Below are 19,133 nucleotides of genomic sequence, written 5' to 3'. Positions count from 1 at the left end.
GAAGTCTCACGCAGCAGGCTTTGACCAAAGTATCAATTCCCTTTTCCCTACTTATACTGACTCTGTGACTCGCTACAGAGGATGTGACTAGTCATTAGAGATGTGATTTCTAACAGGTATAAAAAAACCCAAGTAAATACTTGGGTTAGAGTTACAAAAACCACTAATCATTGAATAGCGTAAGGAACCTGATTAGTAGCCAGCTATGCGTAACCTGAGGGTTATTTTTATTACTGATCGGCGGCCAAACCAAATGATGTAATAAAAATGCCAATATAGAGCGACCTTGCGGTCGCTCTTTGTCTTTCTTATAAGCTCTAGCTTATCCTTTTACACCACCTGCCGTCAAACCACCAACTAACCAACGTTGTGCTAGTAGGAAGACAATTGTAATTGGAAGAGCTGATAGTACTGCTGCTGCCGCAAAGTCACCCCATAGGTAGTTTTGTGGGTATAGGTACTGCTGCATGCCAACCGCTAGTGTATAAGAGTTCACATCTGAAAGCAGGATAGACGCAACCGGAACCTCACCAACAACCCCGATGAACGATAGGATAAATACTACCGCTAGAATTGGCACAGACAGTGGTAGTAGTACCAATCGGAATGCTTGCCATGGCGTTGCACCGTCTAGTGCTGCCGCTTCCTCTAGAGAGTTATCAATCGTTTCAAAGTAACCTTTGATTGTCCAAACGTGCAGTGCGATACCCCCTAGGTAAGAGAAGATAAGACCGCCGTGCGTATTCAAGCCTAGGAAAGGAATGTACTGACCCAGTTTGTCGAATAGCGCGTAGATTGCAACCAGTGCCAATACTGCTGGGAACATCTGGAAAATCATCATCGCTTTTAGAATTGTCTCTTTGCCTTTAAAGCGCATACGAGCAAATGCGTAAGCCGATGTTGTAGACAGTGCCACAATCAAGATTGATGTGATACCAGCAACTTTTACTGAATTCCATAACCAAGTTAGTACTGGGAATGGAGGCGGTGTTACCGAACCATCGGCATTCGTTACTGGGATACCCAGTGCCAGTTTCCAGTGTTCCAGTGATGGGTTCTCTGGAATCAAGCTACCTGTTGCAAAGTTACCTTCACGGAATGAGATCGCGATGATCATCAATAGTGGGAAGATAATCAGTGCTAGGAAGCACCACAGCGCAATATGCGTTGCCCACACTCGGTATTTTAGGCTTTTACCTTGTACCATAGCCATTGTCGTGCTCCTTAATCTTGAGACAGTTTAGTGAAACGAAGGTTTAGTAACGCTAGGGCACCTACTAGTAGGAAGATAAGCGTTGCGATTGCACTTGCTAGACCGAAGTCTTGACCGCCGCCGCCTTCAAACGCGATTCGGTACGTGTAGCTTACAAGCAAGTCTGTGTAACCCGCTGGTTCAGAAGTACCAATCATGTTTGGACCACCGTTCGTCAACAGCTGAATCATTACGAAGTTGTTGAAGTTAAATGCGAATGCTGCAATCAGTAGCGGTGTTAGTGGCTTAATCATCAACGGGAAGGTAATGCGCTTGAAGTTATCGATGAAGTTCGCACCATCAATCGCAGACGCTTCGTATAGGTCATCAGGAATCGCCTTCAATAGACCCATACATAGGATCATCATGTAAGGGAAACCTAGCCATGTGTTTACGATAAGCACCATCGTCTTCGCTAGGATTGGATCAGAGAACCAGTTCGGCTTCAGACCGAAGATGCTCTCTAGCACCATGTTGATTTCACCAAAGCTCTGGTTGAACAAACCTTTAAAGATAAGGATTGAGATAAACGCTGGTACTGCGTAAGGCAGAATCAGTAGAACACGGTAAACTGCACGGCCTTTCAGCTCTTCCCACTGTACGATGTTCGCAAGAATCAAACCAATCGCCAGAGTGAAGGCTACAGTACAAATCGAGAATACAACCGTCCAAATAAAGATACTGATAAACGGTTCTTTGATGCCTTCGTCTTTCCAAACACGCTCAAAGTTAGCCGTACCGATTTCAACTACGAAGCCCGGAGAGATGGTGTTACCAACGAATGCACCGTTTTCATCAACTGGCTGGTAGAAACCCACTTCCATATTTGGCTTTAGAGTTTCACCCGTTTCGTTGTTGTATAGCGTTTCACCATCGTCTTGCATTGTGTATAGCGGAACCACAGCAGCAAACTTACGTAGGCCGCTCATGCGGATGTCTTCACCTGATGGTAGGTGGAAATCTACAGCACTGATTGCAGTACGATTTTGGATGATGGTTTTGATCTTCTCTTTTTCGCCTTGAGCAGAGTCGATCGCTTTCAGATCCATATCGCTGACGTTCAGGCCGTCTAACGAGAACTCTTCAGTCGCGAGAAGTTGCTCACCATCTTTAACCACGATTTGGTGGCCGTTATCTGTTTTGTACAGAGTGAATGGGAAGCTGTCACCGCTTTGGAACGTACGGTCCATTAGGACGGTTTGAGTACGCTCAAGCGAAAGTTGGTTTTTTGCACTGTAGTTAGTGAACGCAAGACCGACGGTATATGCCAAAGGGAAGAGAATGAAAAGAATCATTCCGGCAATACCAGGGTAGATGTAACGGTGTGCGTAAGTTTTCTTGCTACCGAAAACGTAAAGAGCTAAAGCCGTTAGGATCACTGTAAGCAACGCGAATGCGAGCTCACCGCGAGAATACATTAGGATTGTAGCGTAGCCATTGATTAAGCCGACGCTACCAAGCAATCCCCACTTAATGAAGACGCTTTTACTTCCTGGAAGGCTTGTTGGTGCTGGAATAGCATCTGTACCTTGAACTGACTGCATAGAGGAACCTGCTAGCGATATATAAAAATAGAAAAGTAAGGAGGGGTTGCCCCCTCCTTAAAAGGGTGTTTCGTCGATATTATTTAGTCATGCGTGTTTCAGCAGCTTTAAGAGCTTGGTCTACCGTTTGACGACCGTCAACTACGTTACCAATTGCCTCTTCCATGCTGTACCAGAACGTTGTGAACTGAGGGATGTTAGGCATGATTTCGCCGTTCATCGCGTTGTCCATTGTCGCTGCGATACGAGTGTCGCTGTCTAGTTGACGTTGGAAAGAGTTAAGCGCTACAGCACCTAGTGGTTTGTCGTCGTTTAGGCTCTTAAGACCTTCGTCAGTCAGTAGGTAGTTCTCCATGAACTCAACCGCTAGGTCACGGTTTGGAGACGCAGTGCTGATACCACCAGCCCATACACCAACGAAAGGTTTAGATGCTTTACCGTTGAACTTAGGTAGAGTTGCAACACCGTAATCTACGCCAGATTTCTCGATGTTTGCCCAGCCCCAAGGACCGTTGATTGTCATTGCAACGTTACCTGCAACGAACTCAGATTCTGCTACAGAGTAGTCCATGTCAGCAGAGATCACTTTGTCTTTAACCATCTTCTCGATGAAGCCAAGAGACTTTTGAACGCCTTTTGTTGCTACACCAGCGTCTTTGATGTCGTAGCCTTCAGCGCCTTGCTTGAATGCGTAACCGCCGTCAGCAGCAAGTAGAGGCCATGTGAAGTATGCGCCGCCACGTAGAGGCCACATGATCGCTTTCTTGCCGTCTTTTTGTAGCTCAGCGTTAAGTGCTGGGATCTCTTCCCAAGACTTAGGTGGCGTTTTGATAAGTGCTTTGTTGTATATTAGAGAAACTGACTCAACCGCTACTGGGTATGCAATTGTTTTACCTTCGTAAGACACTGCGTCCCATGCGAAGTCTACGATGCCTTCTTTTGTTTCTTTAGAAGGTTTGATATCCACAAGAAGACCTGCTTCTGCAAAACCACCGAAACGGTCGTGTGCGTAGAAAATCATGTCTGGGCCGTCACCTGCAGCTGCAACTTGAGAGAACTTCTCTTCTAGTTTGTCAGGGAAAGCAACAGTAACTTTTACGCCTGTATCTTCTTCAAAGCGTTTACCTACTTCTGCCATGCCTTCGTAAGCTTTATCACCACCTACCCAGATAGTTAGTTGACCTTCTTCGATAGCAGCGTTTGCACCGAAAGAACCCAGAGCAACTATTGTACCTAGAGCTACAGCGCTTAGAGCGTTTTTCATGTTAATATCCTTTTTATATTTATACGTAGGGCGCATTCATTTAAGACGAGCCAGTTTTCGATAGATATGATCTGAAAAAACCGTCTTAAGCTCATCATCCTAGCCACTACGCCCCAGCTATTATGGCTTAAATTCGTGATCGCCATCGGGTCGGATTAGAGAGCAAAATCACAAAACGCGTAAGCACCGTGATCAATATCACCGTTATCCAATGAATTTATTTGAAGTGGATCGCTTATTCCCTTTCACCCTTTATATCTACTCCTCCCCTCCTACTCCCCCTAGTTAATTTTGCATTAGGAGGATGTACTCTTTCTTGGATTCACCGAAACTGCAGTCATCCAAGAGTGGATAGTAAGAACCCTTTACCGGCAATTGTTTGTTGCTCTTATAAAGACCGAACATACTTGTTGGCTTGCATTGCCCGCTTTTGTCTTAAATTAAGCATCAAGCTAAACCAGTGATGGAATCACGGGGGAGGTTTAGCTGGATGTGGGGGAAAGAGACATCTGCTTGGCTATGAGGGTGTGTTTGGTTGGATTGACAATTTGTTGAAGCCACCAAACACACCCGTTTTTTCTTACACACTCAATACTTACCAATTCCTACAGTTACTGCTGACCCAATAATCTCTTATAATGATAAGCAGTAAATTTTAAAATTTGATCGATCGAGGACGAGCTAGATGGCGAGTGTCACGTTAAAAAACGTTTATAAATCATATGGTGATGTACAGATTTCTAAGGACGTAAACTTAGAGATCAACGAAGGTGAGTTTGTAGTATTCGTTGGACCATCAGGTTGTGGTAAATCGACACTATTACGCTGTATCGCAGGTCTAGAAGATATCACTTCAGGTGATTTATACATTGGCGACGAACGTATGAACGACGTTGAGCCATCTAAGCGCGGCGTGGGCATGGTATTCCAATCATACGCTCTATATCCTCACCTTAACCTATACGACAACATGTCTTTTGGTCTTAAGCTAGCGAAAGCAGACAAGGCTGAGATCGACAAACGTGTTGAGCATGCCGCTGAAATCCTTCAGCTAGGTCACCTACTAGAGCGTCAACCAAAAGCGCTTTCTGGTGGTCAACGTCAGCGTGTTGCTATCGGTCGTACTCTGGTTTCTCAACCAAACGTATTCCTACTGGATGAGCCTCTATCTAACCTAGATGCGGCGCTACGTGTTCAAATGCGTTCTCAAATCACGAAGCTACAACGTCAGCTTGGTTGTACCATGATTTACGTAACGCACGACCAAGTAGAAGCAATGACGATGGCAGACAAAATCGTTGTTCTTGATGGCGGTTACGTATCTCAAGTAGGTAAGCCTCTTGACCTATACCACTACCCTCAAAACCGCTTCGTTGCAGGCTTCATCGGTTCACCTAAGATGAACTTCATGTCTGTACACATTGAAGCTGTAGAGTCTGAGCGTGTGATGGTTCAACTTTCAAACGGCATGACTTTCTGGGTTCCTGTAGATGGCACAACGGTCAATGTTGGCGACCGTATGTCACTGGGTGTTCGCCCTGAGCACTTGCTGTCTGCTGAGAACGGCGATGCAACCATCGAAGGCGAAGTGATGATTGTTGAGAAGCTAGGTAACGAAACTCAAGTTTACCTAAACCTAGAGAGTGCTGATGCTGACGTTATCTTCCGTCAACCAGATACATTAGACGTTGAAGTAGGCGACAAGCTTGCTATCGGTATCCCAGCGCACCGTTGTCACCTATTCCACAGCGACGGTAAAGCATGTCGTCGTCTGTACGTAGAGAAAGGTACAGAGTAAGCCTCGACTATAGATTCGAGCTCTGTTTCTAAGAATAAATTGCCCTGTCAAAATCCCTCCTCGTGAGGGATTTTTTCTGTCTTAAAGGCAAGCCTAAATTGAAACCAGCGAGATGGCCAAAATGAGTCACCTACAAGGCGCTTCTACTCCCCTTCTCCAAACCATCTAAAAGCCCTGTCAGCGCATACAAAAAAGGCCCAGCATTCGCTAGACCTTTGTCATTCTTATAGGAGTTGCCCCGGCACCGACCAGATTAGTGGATTGGTGTGTTCTTTTGGTTGAACTTACCGAAGTGCTCTTCTAGTACTTCTGGTGTTAGTTTACCTTCCGCTTCTAGACGCTTAAGCTCCGCAACAACAGCCTTTTGCTCTTCTAATGACGGTAGTTTCACTTCTGGCTCGTCGCCCATCTCTTGAGACATTAGCTCAAGTTCTTTTTCAAAATCGCTCATGATTTTTTCTTACCTAAACATTAATACTCAGACAATTTTACTCATTTCTAGGCAATGATGCTAGGTGCTTTGGCCCTGCCCTGGAAAACCAAGGCAAGGCCGATACGCAAATAGTTATTTTAAAACTAAAAGCTTAAAGCTTAAATGAGCCAACCATCTTATCGAGACGAGAAGAGAGCGAACGCAATTCTTGGCTAGCATCAGCCAGTTGCTCTGCCGTTCCAGTCGTCACTTCGTTGATCGCGTTAATCTCTTCAATATTCTGGTTGATGGTGTGAACCACGGTTGACTGCTCTTCAGTCGCGGTAGCTACCTGAGTATTGCGGTCTGTGATGTCTAAGATTCGATCTGAGATACCGCCTAGCACTTCAACCGCTTCATCAGAAGCTGTCACGCCTTCCATCGTAATGATCTTACCAGCGCTCATTGCAGTCACCGCATCTTTAGCATCGCTCTGCAGTTGGTTGATCATCTTTTGAATCTCTTCCGTTGAATCTGCAGTACGGCTTGCTAGGTTACGAACCTCGTCCGCTACTACCGCAAAACCACGACCTTGTTCACCAGCACGCGCCGCTTCAATCGCTGCATTAAGTGCCAGTAGGTTAGTCTGCTCAGAGATGTCACGAATCACACCCAGAATAGAACCGATATCTTGTGTGGTTGACGCTAGCTGTTCAATCACTTGACCAGTGCTCTCGATGTCTTGTGCCAATCGGCTGATCGCATCTTTCGCTTTGTTAACCACTTCACGACCAACTTCAGTGTTATCAGACGCGTGTGTTGCTGTTTCTGCTGCTGTTGCTGCGTTAGAAGCGATCTCACTGATGGTCATACCCATCTGGTTGATGGCTGCTACCACTTGAATGGTTTGGTCACGCTGCTCTTGGCTGTTGTCATGTGTGATGTGCGCTTTACTTGATACGCTTTCAGCCGCAACTTGAAGCGCTTGACTGGTTTCACACACCTCTTTCATCGACAAGTGAATCTTCTCAATGAAACCATTAAAACCTGCCGACAGTTGTGCAATCTCGTCGTTACCTTTCACTTCAATACGTTGTGATAGGTCACCATCGCCCTTACCCAGATCAGTGAAACGCTCAGAAAGAAGCTTGATTGGTTTGGTGATGCTATTGGCTAGCAAGAAGCCCATAAAGATAAATGCTAGAGCGACAACGACTGTCATGATCAGCATCTTCTGTGCCGTTGCATCAAGCTCAGCAAACACTTCTGACGTTGGCACCACACCAATAACGAACCAATCCATTGACGAAACATAAAGACTCGCCACAAACAGTTCTTGACCTTGGTATTCTGTAGTAATCAAGTTAAAGCCAGACTTATTCAACAGTTGGCTCGCTTGTGCACCATATAACTGCTGTAAAGATGAATCGCTGCGCGCTCTGTCACGGTGAATTTGTACATCACCCTGGCTGTCAGTTAAAAAGACAAAACCGGTGTTTTCAATTTTGAAGCTGTTCAACAAGCTCACCATGTCATCCATGGATTTCGACAAACCAGACATTGCTGTGCCATTAGGCTGCTGATAGTTGGCGAACATCTTCACTTCACCATTCGCTTCTTGGAACATGCTCACCATGGTCGGCTGACCCGATTGAGTAAAGCCAAAGAACCAACCGTCTTGTTGTTGGTTTAGCTGACGCAGGAATCCGTTCTGGTTCCAGTAGTAAGCTGTATCTCGGTTGGCGACAGACGCGTCGTTTAATTGATATTGATTACGAACGTTATTCAGTTGTTTAACGAGTTTTGCTTCAATGCTTGGGTCGCGATCGGTTGTTGCAATCGCGTCGGCAATGAATTCATTAGATGCTACCTGCTCCGCCGCCAATAAAAGCTGCGACACTTCTCGGTCAACTTCGCCATTGATACGCTCGAGCAAGCCCGGTAGTTCGATATCAATCAATCGATGACTTAATACATCTCTAGCTTGGCGCTGTGCCATTGCTCCAACAATCACGGTTGACGCTAGTACTGCAAAGGTGATCCCTGCAACCACTTTTTGCTTAATACTCATTGAATTTAATTTGAACATGTTTGTGCCCCTAAATTGGCCGGAAAACTGTAACGCTTCTATATCGACCACAGTATCAAATACTTTAACCATTGCTAAGGCCACTATTGATACGACGAATAGTATGACCGCAAACGATTCTCTTTGATAAAAAAGCACAAAAATCTTTAAAAAAGCCGTCAAATGCCTCGATATAAGCAGTAAAATTAATTACTCATTTAATAATAAATTTCTAATTTTTTGCACCGACTCAAATAACCGCCTTCAATCGCCGAACAAAACTGCACGCAAAATAGACAATTAAATACCATCAAACTTAGATCTAAAAATTCAACGGAACTTTTGGCTAGATTTCCGAACCAAGTAGCTAATACACTGTCACTGAACAGAAAATTTCAACTTTTAGAAGATACCTCGAGACAACGTCATGCACTCAAATGCCTTCACTACCCTTAAAACATATTTAGAGTCTCAGATCATAGGCCAGCAAGAGCTGGTTAAGCAGCTCATGGTCGCCCTACTCGCGGACGGTCATATATTGGTTGAAGGCCCCCCAGGACTAGCAAAGACTCGCGCGGTGAAGTCACTGGCCGACTGCGTTGAAGGCGATTTCCACCGAATTCAATTCACCCCAGACCTGTTACCTGCTGATTTAACGGGAACGGATATTTTTCGTCCAGAGACTGGCGACTTTACGTTCCAAGCTGGGCCGATCTTCAATTCACTGATTCTTGCCGATGAGATCAACCGTGCTCCCGCCAAAGTGCAAGCCGCAATGCTTGAAGCAATGGCGGAAAAACAGGTCACAGCGGGGCGTAAAACCTACCCATTGCCAGAGCTTTTTTTGGTGATGGCAACACAGAACCCGATTGAACAAGAGGGAACTTATCCACTTCCTGAAGCGCAGCTAGACCGATTCTTACTGCATTTGGATGTAGAGTATCCAGATATGGAGAGTGAGCTGGCGATCCTTCGATTGAATCGCGGAGAAGCGCAGGGGCAAGCCCCCGTTCAGCCAGAACCTTTACCGCAACAATCGGTGTTCGAAGCACGACAAGAAGTACTCAATGTACACATGGCTGAAAGCATTGAGCAATATATTGTGCGACTGGTGATGGCAACACGCCAACCAGAGAAGTACAGCCCACAGTTAGCCCAGTGGCTAGAAATGGGTGTCAGCCCTCGAGCGACTATTGCACTCGACCGCTGCGCGCGAGCTCATGCTTGGTTATCAGGTCGTGACTACGTAACACCAGAAGATGTGCAGACGATGGCTTTCCCAGTACTTCGCCATCGCCTATTGCGCAGTTACCATGCGCAAGCTGAAGGCATCACACCAAATCAGGTGATTACCCACCTTATCTCTCTTGTTGGTAGCGCGTAGTTTTAACATGAATCAGCAACTCCCTCAGCACAGTAACGGTGTGTTACTCAACCTAGATGAGCTTTTGCAATACAAAGCTCAAACGGTTCGCTGGCTACCTCCCGCAAAGAGCCTTTGGTCACAGCTCAATGGACAACATGAAAGTCGCAGCAAAGGCCGAGGTATGAACTTTTCAGAGGTCCGTCAATACCAAGCGGGTGATGACATTCGTAGCATTGATTGGCGAGTCACGGCTCGTACGGGTAAAACGCACACCAAGATTTTCTCAGAAGAGCGCGAGCAACCAGTAATTCTCTATTTGGATATGTCGAATAGCATGATGTTTGGTTCTACGCTGCTCTTGAAATCGGTGCAACTTGCACACTTAGCGAGTCAACTCTGCTGGCTTACTATTGCCAGTAAAGACCGTATAGGTGCAGTTATCGATGATGGTCAGAAACTGACAGAAATAAAGCCGAGCTCTAGCCATCATGCCCCACTGCGTATCTTGCAACAGCTGATTGCCACCAATAACCAATCTGTACAATCGTCCAAATCTGCTTGTCAGACCGATTTTTCAATGGCGCTCAAATCATTGAACAGGCTCAGCCCTAAAGGCAGCGACATCATTTTCTTAAGTGATTTCAGTCGATACAAAGATAGTGACTACTCACTATTGAATCAAATGCGTCAGCATAACCGGATACGCTTCGTTCATTTCTACGACCCTTTAGAGCAAGGGGATACCCTATTTAAAGGCATGAAACATGTGAGTGATGGACAGCGAACTCAATGGTTTAACTTCTCTTCCAAAGCAGAGAAGAACAAACTAAAAAGCGCTTTTGAGGAGCACCAGCAGCAGATCAAAGATCTTTGCTTACGCCTTGCAATCCCTCGCAGTTCTATCACCAGCTCTGAGCCCTTAATGAGTCAAATTTCAGGGGGTAAGAATGACGCCTAAATTAGAACTCAGCCCTGTTATTACACCTGACGCTCCACATTGGTGGCCGCTCGCATGGGGCTGGTGGTGCCTTATCGTGGTTGTTATTGCGATCCTTATCGTCGCTGTAAAGCTCTACCAGAAACATCAGCAAGATCGAGTGATTCAGAAAATTGCACTCGCGAAATTGACTAACAATCCGGATATTTCGCCAGCTGAAGCACTTGCAACGGTTCGCCAAGCAGCCATCAGCTACTTTCCAAGAGAGACGGTCGCTTCTATGCAAGGTGAGCAGTGGTATCAGTTTCTCGATTCGCAATTAAAATCGCCACGCTTTATCGACCATAGCGATGCTTGGCAACAATCTCTGTACCAGAGTGAAAGCACAGCCATTGACCCGTCTACTCGTAAGGCTCTAGTCGATGACTGCGCCTATTGGGTTCGCCATGCATTGCCACCGAAGAGAGTTCAATTATGAGTGGTTTATTGAATATTGAATTTGTGTGGTGGTGGATGTTTTTGCTGCTGCCGATACCGCTGATTGTTCATCGTTTGGCGCCTGCCGCTAAGCCGACAGACACACTGACTCTGCCTTTTTTACCCAGTGACACGAGCGGTAAAGCACCGAGTACTCGGCTACCTAAGATTCTAGCCACACTTATATGGGTTCTCTTAATCACGGCGAGCGCAAGGCCGGTTTGGTTCGGTGAACCGGTAGAGTTTCAGCCTAAGCACCGCGACTTGATGCTGGTTGTCGACCTCTCTTACTCAATGAGTAAAGAAGATATGGCGTTTAATGGCGAGTACATCGATCGTTTATCGGCCGTAAAACATGTACTGAGTGACTTCATTGATAAACGCAAAGGAGATCGTGTTGGGCTAGTGCTGTTTGCTGATCACGCCTACTTGCAAACACCTCTCACACTCGACAGAAGCACACTCAGCCAACAGCTTAATCAAGCAGTTTTAAGGTTGATTGGCACCCAAACGGCGATTGGTGATGGCATCGGACTTGCCACTAAAACATTTGTCGATAGTGATGCGCCACAACGAGTGATGATTCTGTTGAGTGATGGCAGCAATACAGCAGGGGTTCTTGCCCCTCTTGAAGCCGCTGATATTGCGAAAAAATTCGACACCACGATTTACACTGTCGGCGTAGGTGCCGGTGAGATGGTTGTTAAAGAGTTCTTTATGTCGCGTAAAGTAAACACCGCAGAAGACCTTGATGAGAAAACGTTAATGGCAATTGCCGAGCGCACCGGAGGACAGTATTTCCGCGCCCGTGACAGCCAAGATCTCGCGACCATTTACGATACCATTAATAGTCTAGAGCCGATATCAGGGGCGACTAAAGTTTGGCGACCACAGCAGGAATGGTTCCATTGGCCCCTTTCCATTGCCGTCACTTTATCCCTGCTTTTGTTAGTCATTAGGAGAAACAATGTCTAACTTTACCTTCATCTATCCCGCTTGGTTATTTGCTTTGTTTGCGCTGCCCGTGATTGTATTCCTAGTGCGTCGCAATCAAAAACAGGGATTGCTCGCGCCACATATCGCGCAGTACCTCGACCCAGCGAAATCCGTTAACTCACGCAGTAAATTGTCGCTTTTCTCTGTCTGGTGGATGATTACCATCATCGCACTTGCTGGACCAAGCTTCAGTACTAGTGAGCGCCCTAGTTTTGAGAAGACTCAAGCGCGAATTTTGATCATGGATATGTCGATGTCTATGTACGCCACCGACGTGAAACCTAACCGCTTAACCCAAGCGCGTTACAAGGCGTTGGATATGCTTTCACAATGGCGTGAAGGTGTGACCGGCATGATAGCATACGCGGGTGACGCTTATACAGTTAGCCCTCTCACCACCGACAGCGCGACCATCGCAAACCTGGTTCCTAACCTATCTCCAGATATTATGCCTTATCAAGGCGCTGATGCCGCCAAGGCGATCGAGCGAAGTATTGAGATGCTGCAACGTGCCAACGTCTCTCAGGGTGACCTGATCTTGATCGCTGACGACATTGATAACAATGATAAACGTGCGATTAATGAACTTCTCTCTGATACGCCTTGGCGTTTGTCGGTTTTAGCCGTTGGTAGCCAAGCAGGTTCACCGATTACGATGAGCAATGGTTCCATGCTCACTCAAGATTCGGGTCAAACCGTAATCGCGAAAAGCGACATCGGCAACATGCGTTCAATCAGCCAATCTAACCAAGGTGCGTTTGCTTTGGTGCAAGCTGACAACTCAGACATAGAGACAATCACTCAGTTTATTGAATCTCATAGTCTAGCCGCTGAAGTTGAGAAGACGACGCAAGGGGTGACAAGCAGAGTCAATCAAGGGTTTTGGCTACTACCGTTGATTTTATTCCCTGCTTTAGGTCTGTTCCGACCGGGCGTAATTTGGAGCGTAATAGGCTTTGCGTTATTGGCTACTCAACCAAATCCAGCATTCGCTAACCCTTGGCGTACAGATGATCAGATAGCCCACCAATACTATGAACAGGGCGACTTTGAGCAAGCAGCAGAGCTGTTTATTGATCCTGAATGGAAAGGTGTCGCTCAATATCAAGCGGGACAGTACCAAGATGCGGAAAACACGCTATCTACTTTAGATACAGAGCGTGCGCGCTACAACCACGCCAATGCTCTAGCGCAACAAGGTAAATTCGAACCCGCAATCGAAGAATACAAGCGCATTCTTGAACAGAACCCTGACCACGCCTTTGCGAAGAGTAATCTTGAACTTCTGGAGCAACAGCAACAGCAACAGCAACAGCAACAGCAACAGCAACAGCAACAGCAACAGCAACAGCAACAGCAACAGCAACAGCAACAGCAACAGCAAGATGATGCTCAGGACCAATCACAAGATCAAGCAAATCAGCAAGGTCAGCAAGGTCAGCAAGGTCAGCAAGGTCAGCAAGGTCAGCAAGGTCAGCAAGGTCAGCAAGGTCAGCAAGGTCAGCAAGGTCAGCAAGGTCAGCAAGGTCAGCAAGGTCAAAGTGGCCAGAATAGCGAGAACTCGTCAAGCTCATCAGGTCAATCAGAGCAACAATCTGATTCTACTCGTGAACAATCTCAGCAATCATCTGGCCAAAATGAGCAAGCACCTAAAAATACTGGTGACAGCCAAACACCTTCACCATCTGAACAGGCATCAGCTCAACCGAGCAATAACCATGCTAGCCAACCTAAAGCAGGTGAAGGGGATGAAGAACAAGGATCAGGCACGCCAACAACACCAACGTCTGCCCAGCAGCAAGATTCAGACTCCGAAGGCTCGCCTCAAATGGCACAAGCTCAGCCGTCAGATGCTTCACAAGATCCAGACCGTAGGAAGCTAGAACAAGTGGAGAGCGTTCGCGACCCAAGTCGTCTGCTTCGAGCTCAAATGATGTTACAAGCGCAAGAACAAGGCGCTCCGAATAACCCATCGAAAAAGTGGTAACCATGCAACGTATTCATACACCATTTTTGACGCTACTGTTCACCCTACTCATCAGTATTGTCAGTAGCCATACCGCCTACGCAGCAACAGCGGTTGCAAGTGTTAGCGAGAATCAAGTCACCAGAGACGAAGTATTTCTATTAAGAGTTTCAACCAATGAAAAAGTCAGTTCAGACGCTCTAGACTTAAGCGCCCTCGAAAGCGATTTTTACATCGGCAGACCTAACTTTGGCTCTTCGATTCGCATCATTAACGGCAGTCGCACCGTTTCAAGTGAGTGGACCATCACATTGGCACCATTGCGATTGGGCAAGCTCACCATTCCAGCCTTTGATATCGAAGGGGCACAGACTCAACCGATTCAGATCAATGTTGCGCAGAACAAAGCCGCACCGACACAAGATCAGATGGCTGAGTTCAAGCTCGACCTAAATAGAGACTCTCTCTATGTCGGTGAAGTGGCAATTTTGGACGTAAAATTGATCATCAAGGCCGACCCGAGACGCTTACAGGATCCGCGAATTGATCCACCAAGCTCTTCGAGCCTAAAAGTTGAACCTATTGGTGAGTCAAAGCAGTACCAAGATGTCTACCACGGCAAAGAAGTAACGGTTGTTCAGCAGAGCTTTGAGATATCGTCCGATACAGCGGGCACATTTGAGCTGCGCGGGCCAAAACTAACAGGTGCCGTAGTTTACTCAGCCAATAACTCGAACAAAACGCGTTTATTCCAACTCGATACTCCCGTTCAAACGCTACCGGTAGAGGTACTATCGATTCCGGGTGATGCTCAAGGGAATTGGCTACCAACAGCTGATTTAAGTATCAACCAAGTTTGGAGCATCAACGATACCAGGCTTACGCGCTCTCCTGAACAGCTAGAGCTTGAAGCGGGCGATGCACTAACTCGCACCATTACTGTCAGCGCTAAAGGCATCAAAGCTCACCAGTTACCGAGCGTGAATATCGAATACCCAAACAGTGTCCGCGTTTATGAAGAAAAACCTCAGTTTGGTAAAACAGACGCAGGAGACAATCTTGTTGTCTACAAACAAGTATTGATTCCAAAATCCTCAGGAACAGTCGAGCTTCCAGGATTAGAACAAACTTGGTTTAATACCGAAACCAAAGAGAAAGCTACCAGCCAGATTAACGGGTTAACCTTAAACGTCACTGGTAACAACGTTGCGCCAGCACAAGCTCCAGTATCAACAGATAAGCCAAATAACCTCGAAGTTACAACGACTCAAGAACCGGGTATCTGGCCTTACCTAACGGCGTTTTTTGCCGCTTTATGGCTAATCACCTCTGTGATTGCTCTGACTTTGTGGCGCAAACGAGATACGACGAAGACAGTAACACCAAAGGTCATCAACAAAGAAGATACGCAAGCTGAGCTAATCGACGCGATTCAGAGAAAGGATGCGCTAATGGCAAATGCCAAGCTAAGCCAATGGCACAAAGAGAATCCCGATCTTCCGCAGCAGCACCTTAATACTGTGAGAAAAGAAATCGACCAGCTCAACCAACACCTCTTTGGTCCACAAGCAGATGGGGGAACTGGTTGGTCGTCAAAGGGTGCCATTGAGGCCATCAACGCTGCTAATCAGAGCCGAGTTAAAAAGGCGAGTGAACAACTTGCACCACTGTAAGCCCTTGTCCCAAGCTTAAACTCAGACTCTATACAACGGAGCCCTGACAAGACGAAGCCCCTGAGTTCGAAAGGAACTCAGGGGCTTTTGTTTAGAATCACAGTCTACAGAGACACGGTGCTTGGTTAATAAAATGTCGCCTCAATCTGGCTGTTCTCAAATGCCGATACCACACGGTTTCGCCCTCGGTCTTTGGCTTGATACAGCGCCTTATCAGCCATGTCATAGAGTAAGTCGAAGTCAAGACAATCCAAGCTGGCACTCAAAGAGGCGAACCCCACTGAGGCGGTCAGGAAATCACTGGTTGAACTTTCACTATGAGGGATCTGCGCCTCCTCAATACAGCGTCTGATACTGTCGGCACGCTGCTTGGTTTCACTGTCACTGGTATCAACCATCAACAACATGAACTCTTCGCCACCGATACGACAGAAAGTGTCGTTCTCGTGCAGTATATGGTCACTTAAAATCTTTCCGACCGAGCGCAGCGCTGAATCCCCTTCTGTATGGCCATAAACACTGTTGTATAAACCGAAATGATCTAGGTCGAGTAGAATCAATCCAAACACCACCTTCTCGTTTGGTCTGCTTGGTTCAAAGTGAGTTGAGTTTAAGTTGTCTAATACCTGCGCCAGCATACGACGATTGCCTAAGCGTGTTAATGGATCCAATTTAGATATGACATCTAACTGCTCATTAGCCAACTGCAACTCTAAGGTGCGCTTTTTCACCTCTTCCTCTAGCCGCTCATTCAGCTCTTTCAACTCTTCCTGCGCCATGGTTCGTTGCAGCACTTCCGCTAAACTAGACGCAAAGATACGAATCACTTCTCGAAGCTGAGAGGTCAATGAACTACGCGTTAACAAGTTGTCGGCTGCAATAAAGGCAATTGGTACACCAGTATTGCTGGTTAGCAGTGTCATCGCCGTCCAACCTACTCCAACGATATTGTAGTCATGGTAGATAGGTACAGACTCTTCAAAAGCAACTTCATTAGGGCGTGAACGTGCTGCCGCGACAATGTCACGCTCAACAAGATCAGAGTGATAGTAAGATTCGTCGACAATGTTACCCTGAATATCGGTACCCCAGGTGCCCTGCATGTAGGAGCACTCTTTGTCGGTCAAGAAAACAGCTAAACGGTCAATGCCAAGATGCTTGATAGCGAAGCTCACCGCAGATTTACAGACGGCACTAACGTTGTCGCAACGAGAGAGTTCCACCATGCTCGAGTGCAACATGCGAATATTCTGCTCTTGGCGTTTACGAATGTAAATCTGTGAAAGTAACGAGCCAAAAGATTCCAGCATCTGCTTTTGATAACCCGTTATCGGCGCACGATTGATATAGTTATCCATAGCAATCCAGCCGACAGGTTTGTCCCCTTCTCTGAGGATCAACATGCCATTCCACCCCTGTCCAACCACTTGTCCTGCGGTATAAAGCGGTGCCTGCTCGATGATCACTAGGTTGGTGTGGTCGTCAGAAAGCGCTTCAATGTATTCGCTTTCTAGTTGATGAAGGTCGTACTGAGTATGGTGCTCACTGTTGGTTTTGCCGTTCTCATCGGTACCATAAGTGCCACTAAAGCAGCGCTTTTTCATATCTAACAACATGAAGATTGCTCGGTCAAAGCCCAAACGATCTCTCACCGCTTCCACAGACGCCTTATAAAGAGCATCTAATGAGTCTGGGTTAGAGAGGTCTAGTGCAACTTGATGCACCAACTTCATGTTTTCTACGAACTGCTCTCTTAACTTAATTTCGTCGAGATATTGCGCTTCACGCGTGTCTCGGTTCTTAATCTCTATGGTGGCATTCTTTTCCGCACGTATGCACTGCCACCTTGCCGCAGCCAGTTGCAACACATCGAAGCCATCGCTGAAGGTTTGATTAACCTTTTCAGCGGCACAGTTTTGAATGATCAGATACGTTCGACAACTCGGACAGTTGTCTAGCATAAGTATGAAGGATTCGCCGCCCAGCACATCGAAGTGGTCCCAATTACAGGTGTTGATGGCCATCGGAAGTACTCCGTCAGCAGTATCGAACTGAGAAACCCAAGACCAAAAAGTTGTGGGGTAGCTATTTAGGCAAGAAAGATCACCGCACTGGTACATAGGTGTGCGAGTAGAGGTGGATGCAGGTTCGACAAAAATCCCAATGCCTTGAGGGTCTAATAAATGAGACAGATATTCGAACAAAGAGTCAGCCAAAAGACGGTGGTCGCGAGTGGAAGATATTTGTTTTGCAAAGGCTTTTACTGGCACGACTTTCCATCCAATGGTTGTAAGAGTGTAGCAAAAATACCTAAGCCTTAATATGCAATCAATGCAAGTGAAAATGAGATGTTAAGCGGCTCGCAATTTCCTATTTTCCTTTATCACAAGCTTGAGAAGCGCTACAAAAATGGGATTTTGTGCCCAAAAATTCATCGACAAATTCACTTTCTTCGTAATACAAAAAAGCCCCACAAATGTGGGGCAAAAGTCCATCGCTTATTATTGTAGTGATATGCCAGTAAATTAAGCGCGGTGATGGCAATGGTTACAATTAACCGAAGTCACCATTTACATAACCCTTAGTACGATCGTCTTTCGGGTCACTGAAAATAACTTGAGTGTCATCGTGTTCAACCAGTTCACCCATAAGGAAGAATGCGGTGCGGTCAGAGATACGACGAGCTTGTTGCATCGAGTGCGTTACGATAACAATGGTGTAGTTCTTCTTCAGATCTTCCATCAACTCTTCGATCTTGTGTGTGGCAATTGGATCAAGTGCTGACGTTGGTTCGTCCATAAGAATCACATCAGGTTCCATTGCGATAGTACGAGCAATACATAGACGTTGTTGCTGACCACCAGACAGACCAAATGCGTGAGACTTCAAACGATCTTTCACTTCATCCCAAAGTGCTGCACCACGCAGTGAACGCTCTACTACTTCATCAATGTGCTTCTTATCTTTAATACCTTGAGCGCGTAGGCCGTATGCCACGTTCTCGTAGATGCTCATTGGGAATGGGTTCGGCTTTTGGAAAACCATACCAACACGGATACGTAGGTCTGCAACGTCGATGTCACCATAGATGTTCGTACCATCCATATCCAACTTACCCTTAATCGTCACGCCTTCGATAAGGTCATTCATGCGATTCAGGCAGCGTAGCAGTGTTGATTTACCACAACCCGATGGACCAATCAGAGCTGTTACTTGGCGCGTTGGGATTGGCAGGTTGATAGATTTAAGTGCTTGGTTTTCACCGTAAAACAGATCTAGGTTTTCAATATCAAATTTGTTCATGTTCTTAATCTCTAAATTCTTAAATTCGTGTCTAACTTGATGCTTTATCAATGGGCTCACCTTGGAGCCCTGTACTA

Annotated in this window: 14 protein-coding genes; 7 read left to right on the top strand and 7 right to left on the bottom strand. The window is 46.3% G+C overall.

The annotated features are described in order from the left end of the window. Positions 1–322 precede the first annotated feature (322 nt). The 3 genes from malG to malE all read right to left on the bottom strand — a co-directional run bounded on the left by malG (position 323) and on the right by malE (position 4,060). The gene (gene malG / locus OCV50_RS17495) at positions 323–1,213 is read right to left on the bottom strand and encodes a maltose ABC transporter permease MalG (protein WP_239839628.1); all 891 of its coding nucleotides are present in this window, start codon (positions 1,211–1,213) and stop codon (positions 323–325) included. Positions 1,214–1,224: 11 nt separating this feature from the next. Then, complete coding sequence (gene malF / locus OCV50_RS17490) at positions 1,225–2,796, bottom strand: maltose ABC transporter permease MalF (RefSeq protein ID WP_239839627.1); 1,572 nt, start codon at positions 2,794–2,796, stop codon at positions 1,225–1,227. Between the two features lie 79 nt (positions 2,797–2,875). Beyond that, entirely contained in the window at positions 2,876–4,060 is a 1,185-nt protein-coding gene (malE, locus tag OCV50_RS17485; protein ID WP_239839626.1) for a maltose/maltodextrin ABC transporter substrate-binding protein MalE, read from the bottom strand. Positions 4,061–4,745: 685 nt separating this feature from the next. Between malE and malK the strand changes: the two genes are divergently transcribed. Then, a complete protein-coding gene (gene malK, locus OCV50_RS17480; RefSeq protein WP_032550491.1) occupies positions 4,746–5,858 on the top strand; it encodes a maltose/maltodextrin ABC transporter ATP-binding protein MalK in 1,113 nt (370 codons plus the stop codon). A 253-nt stretch (positions 5,859–6,111) separates the two neighbouring features. On the opposite strand, the gene OCV50_RS17475 is transcribed toward malK, so the two are convergent. Both OCV50_RS17475 and OCV50_RS17470 read right to left on the bottom strand, forming a co-directional pair. Further along, positions 6,112–6,309 carry a restriction endonuclease subunit S domain-containing protein gene (locus OCV50_RS17475; RefSeq protein WP_032550492.1) on the bottom strand — a complete coding sequence of 66 codons (198 nt, stop codon included), beginning with the start codon at positions 6,307–6,309 and terminating at the stop codon, positions 6,112–6,114. A 133-nt stretch (positions 6,310–6,442) separates the two neighbouring features. Then, on the bottom strand, positions 6,443–8,359 hold the full coding sequence (locus tag OCV50_RS17470; RefSeq protein ID WP_261905088.1) for a methyl-accepting chemotaxis protein: 1,917 nt from the start codon (positions 8,357–8,359) through the stop codon (positions 6,443–6,445). A gap of 406 nt (positions 8,360–8,765) precedes the next feature. Between OCV50_RS17470 and OCV50_RS17465 the strand changes: the two genes are divergently transcribed. The 6 genes from OCV50_RS17465 to OCV50_RS17440 are packed head-to-tail and all read left to right on the top strand — an operon-like array spanning position 8,766 to position 15,753. Further along, complete coding sequence (locus tag OCV50_RS17465) at positions 8,766–9,722, top strand: AAA family ATPase (protein ID WP_261905087.1); 957 nt, start codon at positions 8,766–8,768, stop codon at positions 9,720–9,722. A gap of 7 nt (positions 9,723–9,729) precedes the next feature. Beyond that, positions 9,730–10,662: a DUF58 domain-containing protein gene (locus OCV50_RS17460; RefSeq protein ID WP_261905086.1), complete on the top strand. Its 933-nt coding sequence runs from the start codon at positions 9,730–9,732 to the stop codon at positions 10,660–10,662. Further along, complete coding sequence (locus tag OCV50_RS17455; protein WP_261905085.1) at positions 10,652–11,119, top strand: DUF4381 domain-containing protein; 468 nt, start codon at positions 10,652–10,654, stop codon at positions 11,117–11,119. Before OCV50_RS17460 ends, OCV50_RS17455 begins: the two co-directional genes overlap by 11 nt. After that, entirely contained in the window at positions 11,116–12,093 is a 978-nt protein-coding gene (locus OCV50_RS17450) for a vWA domain-containing protein (protein WP_261905084.1), read from the top strand. Before OCV50_RS17455 ends, OCV50_RS17450 begins: the two co-directional genes overlap by 4 nt. Continuing rightward, on the top strand, positions 12,086–14,101 hold the full coding sequence (locus OCV50_RS17445) for a VWA domain-containing protein (RefSeq protein WP_261905083.1): 2,016 nt from the start codon (positions 12,086–12,088) through the stop codon (positions 14,099–14,101). The genes OCV50_RS17450 and OCV50_RS17445 overlap by 8 nt, the downstream gene beginning before the upstream one ends. A 2-nt stretch (positions 14,102–14,103) precedes the next feature. Beyond that, the gene (locus OCV50_RS17440) at positions 14,104–15,753 is read left to right on the top strand and encodes a BatD family protein (protein WP_261905082.1); all 1,650 of its coding nucleotides are present in this window, start codon (positions 14,104–14,106) and stop codon (positions 15,751–15,753) included. A 125-nt stretch (positions 15,754–15,878) separates the two neighbouring features. Here the strand turns inward: OCV50_RS17440 and OCV50_RS17435 are convergent, their stop codons facing one another. Continuing rightward, complete coding sequence (locus OCV50_RS17435) at positions 15,879–18,023, bottom strand: sensor domain-containing diguanylate cyclase (RefSeq protein ID WP_261905081.1); 2,145 nt, start codon at positions 18,021–18,023, stop codon at positions 15,879–15,881. Positions 18,024–18,306: 283 nt separating this feature from the next. Beyond that, a complete protein-coding gene (gene pstB / locus OCV50_RS17430) occupies positions 18,307–19,056 on the bottom strand; it encodes a phosphate ABC transporter ATP-binding protein PstB (RefSeq protein ID WP_032550501.1) in 750 nt (249 codons plus the stop codon). Positions 19,057–19,133: the final 77 nt, after the last annotated feature.

This window comes from Vibrio fortis (assembly GCF_024347475.1).
GTDB lineage: Bacteria > Pseudomonadota > Gammaproteobacteria > Enterobacterales > Vibrionaceae > Vibrio > Vibrio fortis.
Note: the sequence above shows the minus strand (reverse complement) of the source record. Positions and strands in the feature narration are given on the sequence as shown.